The sequence below is a fragment of the Shewanella sp. 1CM18E genome, assembly GCF_023161665.1.
In the GTDB taxonomy this organism is placed as follows: Bacteria; Pseudomonadota; Gammaproteobacteria; order Enterobacterales; family Shewanellaceae; genus Shewanella.
The window spans coordinates 35156-43270 of the sequence record NZ_JALNTW010000026.1; the positions used below are offsets into that span (position 1 = coordinate 35156).

Here is an 8115-nt window from a genome sequence, read left to right on the forward strand (position 1 = left end):
TTGGGCCTAGCGCTCTCTCAGCGCAGTGTCTTTTGCCCGCAATATTGGATTAAGTATGTACTCTAAAACGGATCTTTGCCCTGTAATCACATCAACAGAGGTTAGCATGCCAGGTATTATTGGCATTTCGGTACCGTCATCTTTAGTTAAGCTAGAAAATTCTGTCCTAACTTTTACGATATAAAAACTGTTACCTTCTTCGTCCTGAGTGGTATCAGCACTGATGTGTTCAACCACACCATTTAGGCCCCCATAGCGAGTAAAGTCATAAGCAGTGACCTTAACAACTGCGGGGAGTCCAGGATGGAGGAAGGCGATATCTTTGGGGATAATTTTGGTTTCGATAAGCAGCTTATCTTCTGATGGCACAATTTCGATGATATCGACACCGGGTTGCACAACTCCACCGAGAGTGTTGATATGTACTGTTTTGACAGTGCCATTAACCGGAGAAGTTATCTCCGCTTTACTGACTTTATCTTGAGCGCCCACTTGCGCTTCATTCATACGCGCAAGTTTGGTTTGCATTTCATTAAGTTGTGCGCGGCTGTCTGCTGCGTAAATTAGCACTGATTCTCGGCGTTTTAGAATGGCTTCATCCATGGTGGATTTTACTTTAGGCCGAAGTAAACGAAGTGAAGCAAGTTCACCTTGAATATCGTTAACTACTCGCTGAAGTTTAAGTAATTCAACTTCGGGAACAATGCCTTTTTCAGCTAATGGACGAGTCAGCTCTAATTCTCTAGAGACTAATTGGTAACTTGTGGTTAAGGTTTTTATTTTAGAAGCTAACTCTTGGATCTCTTGATTACGTTGCTGGATCTGCCTAGCTTGGATTTCAAGTTGGTTGCTTAGATTATCTAAACGGCCGACATACTCCTCTCGCTGACGACGAGTGAGTTCAGGGTCTGTTTCTTCCAATGCCGTAGGAAATACTAGCGTTTGTGGGGCAATTTTTACTTGCTCACGCCAGTCGTTGGTGATGCTTGAAATAGTAATACTATTGAGTTCACTTCTTAGACGAATAACGTTGGCTTGCAAGCTATTTACTTCTTGTTCTTGCTGCGCAAAATCAGATTGAAAGCGAGTGGCATCAATGCGAACAAGAGGCTGGCCTTTGGTTACGATAAGGCCTTCTTGAACATACATCTCTTGCAAGATCCCACCATCAAGACTTTGAATTACTTGTACTTGAGATGAAGGGATCACTTTGCCCATACCGGTGGTAACTTGATCTAGCTCTGCAAAATAAGCCCAAAGCAAAAAGGTAATGACCAGTGCAGACAGCGCCCATATGGTTAATCGATGGCTTGCAGGGGCATCGGTCATCATCGCTCCGTACACATCATCAACCATCTCTAAATCATGGGTAGTTAAATGCTTACTCATTTTTTAGCAGCTCCTGCTAACAAACCTTCGTTGAGTTTTTTCAGCACATCAGCTTTAGGGCCATCTGCAACTATGTGTCCTCGGTCGAGCACTATAATGCGGTCAACAAGGTTAAGTAAATGCATCTTATGGGTGATAAGTAGCAAGGTTCTATCTTTGCTAACATTCTGCATTGCATTAATAAATTGCTTTTCTGCACGTGCATCTAAGCTCGCTGTAGGTTCATCCATCAAGAGTACAGGCGGATCATTTAAGGTCGCGCGGGCTAGTGAGATAGTTTGCCTTTGGCCGCGAGATAATGCTCTGCCACCTTCACCTACTTGTTGGTCCAACCCTTCTGCTTCTAAGTTAGTAAATAGGTTTACCCCTGAAAGCTGCACTGCTCTAATAAGTTGGTGCTCAGTGACTTGGCGCGTACCAAATAAAATATTGTCACGGATGGTGCCATGAAACAGGGTGATATCTTGCGGCAAATAGCCAAAGTTTCTGCGAAGATCGCTTGGATGGATCTGTGCAGAATCAAGCCCATCGTAGGTTAAGCTGCCTTTGGTTGGCTGGTATAAACCAACGAGCAGTTTAGCTAAGGTACTTTTACCTGAACCGTTACGACCAATAATCGCAACCCGCTCACCTGGCGCTATATCCATAGATAGTGGATGTAATATTGGTCGCTCTGAATCTGGGTAGCTAAAACTCACATGATGGGCTGAGATTTGCCCGAGCAAACGCTGACGGCTCACCAAATGACCTTTGTTTTCAAACTCGTCTTCTTGGGTCATTAGTTCATCAAGTTGCTTAAGCGCGCTTGCTGTTTGATTGCCGCGGGTCATTAAGCCTGCAAGCTGAGCCATAGGTGATATGGCGCGGCTTGATAGAATTACCGCTGCAATAATTCCGCCCATAGATATTTCGTTTTCTGATACACGATAGACCCCTAATATCACGACAAAGATTACCGAGGTTTGCACCACAAAGGTCGCCATATTAGTTACCGAGGTGGTGATTTTTTTGCTTTTTAGCTGCCAGTTTGCTGTATGGCCGATCATTTGCTGCCAGCTCTTTTGTACTAAGCCTTCAGCACCGCTCGACTTGATTGATTCAATAGAGGCGAGTGACTCAATTAAATGACCATGTTTGAGGCCGGAAAACTTATTACTCTCGTCAATTGCGGCTTTTAGTTTTGGCTGCATAATCAAAGTGTAGCCAATGATGATGATACTGCCGACAAAAGGTATTAGAGCCAAATCACCTGCAACTATGTAGATGATGAGTAAGAAAAATAGTGCGAAAGGCAGGTCGACTAAAGTGGTGATGGTCGCCGAAGTAAGAATATCTCGAATACTATCGAATTCGCCAAGTTGTTTCGCCATGCCGCCAACGCTGGGTGAGCGCTTCTCAAGTGGGATGCCGATGGCTTTGGCAAATAGTTTAGAGGACACTATGATGTCGACTTTCTTGCCTGCGACATCGATCAAGTAGCTTCTTAGTTGCCGCATTACTAAGTCAAAAATGTAGGCTATGCCTGCACCAATAGCTAGCACCCACAGCGAGTCAAAGGCAAGATTAGGTACGACCTTGTCGTAGACATTCATGATAAATAGCGGCGAGACTAAGGCAAAGAGATTGACGATTACCGAAGCAATTAGCGCATCTCTATAGATAGGGGCAGAATCTTTAACAGTTTGCCATAGCCAATGAGTTTTACTTTCATGCAAATGGATATCAAGGCCCATGTCGCCACGGTATTCTTGTTTGACTAAGAATAGATAACCAACATACAGCGCTTCTAAGGCCTCAATAGATAAGGTTTCTTCACCACCAGTTTCTGGTAGTTGAATAACTGCGCGATCTTTTTCTATATCGAGCTCGCGCAATAAGCATGCTTTCTGATCTTTTAACAGTAAAATGCAAGGCAGCATGATTGCTGAGATTTCATCTAATCCCTTGCGTGATAGTTTAGCTGCAAGCCCGGCACGGCTGGCAGCTTGAGGTAATAACTCTGGAGTTAGGACATTACCTTGCATAGGCAAGCCTGCTGCAAGTGAATCACAAGAGCAAGGGCTACCGAAGTATTCGGTAAGTAAGACCAAACAATCTAGCAGCGGATCGACCTTCACGCGTTGCGAGGCCGAAATCGTCCACTGCTCAGTCTTTTGAGATTCTGAAGCAGACACTTTAGAGTCTTATCCTTAAGATTTTATTATTGATATTATTGAAGTATCGGACAAAGTGACCTGTTTTGCTACAGATCACTTGTATCTTCTTTGTTATGGTATGTTTAGTCCATTTTGATTTATTAGTTCATCCACTGGATCTGGAGTGTTAACAGATTGAACTAAAGGCTCACCGGAAGCAGTACTTACTATCAGTGGACCGTCACCATTATTACCTAGTAGACCAGAGATAATGTCTGACTCGCTATTACCAAATTGAGCGAATAGATCGACACCATCGAGCACAATGTGTTGATCGAAACTACCATTTTGGTCAGTATCAATATTGATACTGGTTGAGCCGTTTATATCGGTAAACTCTATGAATGGTAGTAGTTCACTTACTGAGTCACCTTGCAAAATATCGCTCAAATCCAGTTTGTCTTCCGCTAAGTTGAAGTCAGTAATATGATCTGTCATGTCAGAGCCATCAACAGAGGTTGCTGTCCAGATGAATGTATCGGCATCTGCGCCACCCGTTAAGGTGTCATCACCCAAACCACCAATTAAGGTATCTGAACCATCTCCACCAATAAGCAGGTCGTTACCTCCTTGACCAAACAGAATGTCATTACCTTCACCTCCGGTTAAGGTATCCGCACCATCATTAATATTGGCGATATCAAACATTTCTGGGTTCGCTGTAATGAAAGCGTGAATATCTTGAACAGATACATTGGCTTCATTTGTATTGGTTTCTTGGGCTACCAAAGCTTGTAATGCAGTGAAGCCCTGTCCATCAATACCTGTAAACTGGGTTAAGTCACCAAAGATTATGTCGTTACCTTGAGCACCGTTTGATTGGTCATCTCCTGGGATCAAACTGGTTTCTGAACCCAAAATTACGCTGGATAAGTTGCTGACATCAACTTTAGCTCTAACAAGACCGTCACTGTCGTAAGCGGTTAAGTCAGAGCTGTTTAATGTATTTTGAACTCCTACAGCTTCTACCTCTGAAACAGCATTCAATAAGCTAAATGCATTGCTGACATTTCCGCCTTCATTGTGTCTTCCATCTGTAATAAAGTAGGTCAGATTATTACCTTGGTTATTTGTAACTAATTCGCTAGAGAACCAGTTGGTTGCTTCATTAAATCCATCTATGTAGTCGGTTCTTCCGCCGCTTGTAATATCGTTCCATGCAGCTACGTTGCCGTTTTCTAGTGCACTGATATCTAGATTATTTATATTGATAGATATGCTAGTAGTTGCGTCGCCAGAAAAGTCAATCACCGCAATATTAACGATACCTGAGTGTTGACCCGATGCTGCTGCTTGTAGCGTTTTAAATACTTCGATTAATTGCTCTTTTGCGGTATCAACGGCAGGAGATCCCATACTGCCTGATGAGTCTAAAATAAAGGCAATGTTATAGTTTTCACCTTGGACGATTTGAATACCTGAGGTATCGCTGACAATGATGTCGTGGTTGTCGCTACCACCGATATTATTGTCACCATTGGTGCCTGTATCAAAGCTGTAGTCGCGCAGTGAGACTTCTAAGGTGGTTGAAGATGTTGCGCTGTCATTGTTACTTGATTCAGTAGCAGTTACGTGAATATTAAGCGCGAACTCTTTATCTCCAGTGTAATCTTCAGCGACCCTAATTTTTAGATCCGTTAACTCTTGCGGAGTGACAGACCAAGTGCCATTTCCTAAGTAATTACCTGCAGATAAATAAACGCCATCAGGTACGCCTTCAATGGTGATATTCGATAGCAATTCACTGCCATCTGTATCGACAAGAGAGGCTTGAATATCAAGCTCAATTTCTTGAACTTGTACTTGGGTCAGGCTGCCATCAGGATTAACGGTATAGATCCCGTCAGCAAACACTAGGCGTTCAACTTCATATAAGTGATCACCAGCATCAAGCTCCGCTGCGTTAACTGAGCTGGCATCTCTATTCAAGCTGTCATTGATCAATAGGTATGGGGTTACAGAATGATCATCATGGTAAGTAATGGTGTATTCAGCAAAGTTACCTTGATAAATTGCCGTATCAATACCTTCGCCGCCATAAATCGAGTCATTTTCGCCACCACCAAAGAACACGTCGTTACCGCCATTTCCATGTAATGTATCAATCAGGTTACCACCGACTAAAACATCATCCCCAGAATTACCATTAAGTGCATTACCTAGAGTTTCAGATCCTTGAAGGTAAGTGTTTACATCGGTAGCAACTAGGGTTCGACCAGTCATAACGTTTTCAATGTTAACATCAAATACATTATCTCCAGTTGAAACACTGCTATTTGGTAGCTGGTTATCAATAACGCTATTTACCCACTCCACATTACCTGTGCTTGCAGTTAATGTTGGCTCGTCAGCTTTTGCGTCAATATTGATAGTGATTGTTGAGTTATCACTTGTTGACGTACCGTCTGTGACAACAAACTCAAATTCAGCTAATGCATCGCCTTGGTTTCCGATGCCTGAAGCTGCATCATCGCCATCTGCTTGGTTGTTCGCTGGAGTAAAGCGCACTTGATTGGCATCAAACATGGCTGCAGTCAGTAAGGTGTTTACAGTAACGGCAGTCCAATTTGTGCCATTAAAGTATTCTAGTAGACCATTTTGTGCGTTCGGAAGTTGAGTTACGTTGATTGCTAATTCAGCGTTAGAGGTATCCGCATCAGTAACATTAAAGTCACTCCATTGCAGGAATAGCACAGTATCTTCAACGCCACTTACACTGCCGTCTGATGTTGTTGGAGGAATATCTAAACCTACAATATTGATAGTGACTGTGGCGGTGTCAGTTGCGCCATGTTCATCGGTAATAGTGTAGGTAAACTCGAGTGTCTCAAGCTCTCCTTGGCTCAAGTGATCATAGGCACCATTAGTATTAAATGTGTAACTACCATCAGCATTAACCGTTATTGTTGCACCATTAGTAAAAGTGATATTCACACTTGAGTTTTGGCCAAAATCAGTGCCATTTACACTGGTAATTGCAAAGTCATGGTCTTGTTGATCACTGTCGTTTGCTAATAAGCCTTCAGCTGCAGTTGCTGATAGGGATTCGCCTTCATTGACAACAAGTGCGTCTCCCCCAAGAGCTGGCCCAGATACTTCAATTGATGTTAGATAGTAGTCTGAAGAGTCCTCACCGAGACCGACTCCTGACGCTTCATCTACTGTATATGTAGCTTCAAAGACTAAAGTATCGAATACAAGGTTGCCTGTATTAATCGTAAATGTGCCACTATTGCTACCTTCAGTTTTAAAGGTATCCATTGCCACAAGTTGACCTTGATAATAGGCTTTCCAAACGCCTTGTTCGCCACCACTCTCTTCGTAAAACATATTACTTACATCGAAAGTTGCTTCGTTACATAGCCCGTTAAAGTTGAAGATCAGAGCTTCTGATTGACCTGTAGAGGAGTCAAACTGAATTTGTCCTACGCCACTACTGTTATCGCTTCTTGGGTTGCCAGATACACCAAGCTTGTTACTATCTCCTAGCTCATAATTTACGCTGCCAGTACTACCATCGGCATTTCTTGCTGAAATTGTGAATAATGGATTTACTTGTGTGCCATTCTCAGTTCCCCAGTTATCAGCAGAACTCGCACTTGCACTAAATGAGGTGCCTTGAGCATCATCAACAGCATTAACCGTTGTCACTGCTGCAGTATCATTTCCAGTAGTTGAGCTGTTGCCTGCTTCATCTGTCTGTGTTGCACTAACCGAAATTTCTTGGCCTTCATTAGGCGTATTTTCGCTCCAAGTAATAACACCGTTATCATAGGAGAAATTAGAGCTTGCCGTGCTTGATGAGCCATCAACAACTAGATCACCGTCACTATTGAGACTTAACGTTACTGTGGATACAGTATTACCATTAGTGATAGTTAATATAACAAAACCACCATCATCTAATTCTGCATGATCTACATTTACCTGAAGTTGAACGCCGCTGCCGCCAGAGGCTATTTCGTCTGCATTTAGCCAGCCGTCATTAACGTATTCATTTGCACCTATTACTGCATTGTCATCAAGAATAGTTACCGTCGGTGCATTTGGCGCCGTTGTATCTAAGTTGTCGGTAGCTTCATCATTAACGGTGTTGCCGTTGCGATCTTCTGCGCTAGCGTTAACCGTGATATCACCATCAACCAGACCTGAGATATCCACGCCATCAATCGAGTAAGTGCCGTCATCATTAACGGTGACACCTGTGACGATTTGTACTTTGCCGGCGCTATCGGTGAGCGTGAGAGTCACTGTTGTACCTGGTGCCACGTCTGTGGTGGTGCCTGAGATGTTGGCGGTTTCAGCGTTATCATCCACAGTCAGTGCAACAGTGAGGGCGCCATCAGTGGCGTCCATGTTGTCGGTGGCTTCATCGTTAACGGTGTTGCCATTGCGATCTTCCGCGCTAGCTTCGACTTTGATATCACCATCAACTAGGCCTGAAATATCCACACCATCAATCGAGTAAGTGCCATCATCATTAACGGTGACACCTGTGACGATTTGTACTTTGCCGGCGCTATCGGTGAGC

Annotated in this window: 3 protein-coding genes; all 3 read right to left on the minus strand. The window is 43.4% G+C overall.

The features are described 5' to 3' along the window. Positions 1–6: 6 nt before the first annotated feature. Entirely contained in the window at positions 7–1389 is a 1383-nt protein-coding gene (locus MSG37_RS20805; protein ID WP_248472656.1) for an HlyD family type I secretion periplasmic adaptor subunit, read from the minus strand. Next, a complete protein-coding gene (locus MSG37_RS20810) occupies positions 1386–3563 on the minus strand; it encodes a type I secretion system permease/ATPase (RefSeq protein ID WP_248472657.1) in 2178 nt (725 codons plus the stop codon). The genes MSG37_RS20805 and MSG37_RS20810 overlap by 4 nt, the downstream gene beginning before the upstream one ends. Positions 3564–3656: 93 nt before the next feature. Continuing rightward, the coding region (locus tag MSG37_RS20815; protein ID WP_248472659.1) for a type I secretion C-terminal target domain-containing protein at positions 3657–8115 on the minus strand (4459 nt) is incomplete at its 5' end.

Bases quoted from the DNA above. Each gene is read 5' to 3' on its own strand.
- MSG37_RS20805 (WP_248472656.1), bottom strand. From the start codon at position 1,389: ATGAGTAAGCATTTAACTACCCATGATTTAGAGATGGTTGATGATGTG.